The organism is Kluyvera ascorbata ATCC 33433 (genome assembly GCF_000735365.1).
GTDB classification, from domain to species: Bacteria; Pseudomonadota; Gammaproteobacteria; order Enterobacterales; family Enterobacteriaceae; genus Kluyvera; species Kluyvera ascorbata.
Map to the genome: position 1 here is coordinate 1 of NZ_JMPL01000226.1, position 1,511 is coordinate 1,511.

The window sequence follows — 1,511 nt, forward strand, 5'->3', positions numbered from 1 at the left end:
AGCCCGAGCCGCGATAGAAAACCGCAAATTCCTTCACGCGCCAGCAATCGATGTAAACGCTCTTTCTCCGGCGACGTCATATTCTGTAAGACATCGCTGATTTGCCGCCAGACTTCGTCAGAGGCGTGGGCGGTGTAACTGCCGGCTGGTTCGTCTATCTGGTTTTCATTCGGGAGTTGGCGAAAAGCGGGCGTATTAACCAGAAAGTCCATCACCTCATCGCTCATAAAGATAAGCCGCGCACGACCACCTTTAATGCCGGGCATCGGTTCAGTCTGCCAGCCCTTTTCACGAATCCAGCGATTGACCGTCTGTCGAGTCATACCCAGCATCTCAGCCAGTTCTTCTGTGGACATCTTTGCGGGAAGTTTTTTCATAGACATTGCTTAACCGCGAATTCCTAGACGTTGCAATAAACCACTAATCCCTTCCCGTAGCAGCAGTGAAGTGAGCTGTTTTTGCTCGCTCTCGGTCATTTCATCAACCAGCGTCAGTAGCAGCGTGTGGAAAGGGTTGTCGCTGCCGTTCACCGCATAGGAGGCCGAAGATTCAGAGGCGCGCTGGGCGCTATGGATAAACTCCATCACTTCGTCATTCACGTGCACCACGCGAGCTTTTCCTCCCTGAACGCCGGGACGGGGGGACGTTTTCCAGCCCTCTTTGCGCACCCATTTGTTGATGGTTTGTCGGCTGTATCCCGTCAGATGAGCAATCTCCTCCGGCGTCATTCGTTCCTTGAGCATACAATTTCCTGAGTCGCAGTGTGGGAATTACAGGTCCATGTTATAGCATCATTTTATGAGAAAACGTGACCGGTTTAACTCCAACCTGCGAGGAGGCGAGCAATATGGCGCGTTTGCCTGCTTTTTCAGCGATTAGAACTATTTCGCCTATTTTGCCGTTGACACTGTGTAAGGGAATTCATATTATGCCGCCCGTCAACACGACAGCTTTACGTTGGGGCTATAGCTCAGCTGGGAGAGCGCTTGCATGGCATGCAAGAGGTCAGCGGTTCGATCCCGCTTAGCTCCACCAAAATTCGGAACCCTCGCCTATGGCGGGGGTTTTTTTTATCTTCAGCATGGATAAAAATTCAGCATTTAGCTTTTAAAAGCCCCATACAGATCAGGATTCCATCTCTTAAACTTGCGTCAATAAATTCACCACCATAATATTCAGAGAGTCAAACTACGTACGATAAAGGATATCGGCAGATACGCATGATGGCGATTCGGAGTACCCAAGCAAGGAAATTCTGTCTGGCTTTGATAATGAGCCTGGTGGCTATCCCTTTTTCCAGATATATATCTCCCACTGCTTTTTATGATGGTCATTCCGTATATCTAGCCTGGCTTCCGCTTGGCGTGATGATTGCGTTGATCATGCTATTTGGTCGCCATGCGATTGTTCCACTGGCAATTGGATTTACCGTCACCAACTATTGGCAACTGCATCTATCGCCATTTTATTCATTAACATTATTATTCTGTCAGTTGGCGGCTGTCTGTATC

The 1,511-nt window shown here is 49.0% G+C and carries 3 protein-coding genes and 1 tRNA gene; 2 read left to right on the forward strand and 2 right to left on the reverse strand.

Annotated elements, in window-relative coordinates:
* Together GKAS_RS23285 and GKAS_RS23290 are read right to left on the reverse strand one after the other, a co-directional pair.
* A partial coding sequence (locus GKAS_RS23285) for a YfeC-like transcriptional regulator (RefSeq protein ID WP_035897902.1) occupies positions 1-377 on the reverse strand: 377 nt, incomplete at its 3' end.
* Positions 378-386: 9 nt separating this feature from the next.
* Positions 387-743 carry a YfeC-like transcriptional regulator gene (locus GKAS_RS23290; RefSeq protein WP_035897901.1) on the reverse strand — a complete coding sequence of 119 codons (357 nt, stop codon included), beginning with the start codon at positions 741-743 and terminating at the stop codon, positions 387-389.
* Between the two features lie 216 nt (positions 744-959).
* On the opposite strand from GKAS_RS23290, the gene GKAS_RS23295 reads away from it, so the two are divergent.
* Positions 960-1,035 (forward strand) — tRNA-Ala (locus GKAS_RS23295).
* Between the two features lie 236 nt (positions 1,036-1,271).
* Positions 1,272-1,511, forward strand: a 240-nt coding sequence (locus GKAS_RS25030; protein WP_345703624.1) for an MASE1 domain-containing protein, incomplete at its 3' end; no start/stop codon positions are given.

Excerpts from the sequence above, each read along its gene's own strand:
- GKAS_RS23290 (WP_035897901.1), bottom strand. The coding sequence starts at position 743 with ATGCTCAAGGAACGAATGACGCCGGAGGAGATTGCTCATCTGACGGGA.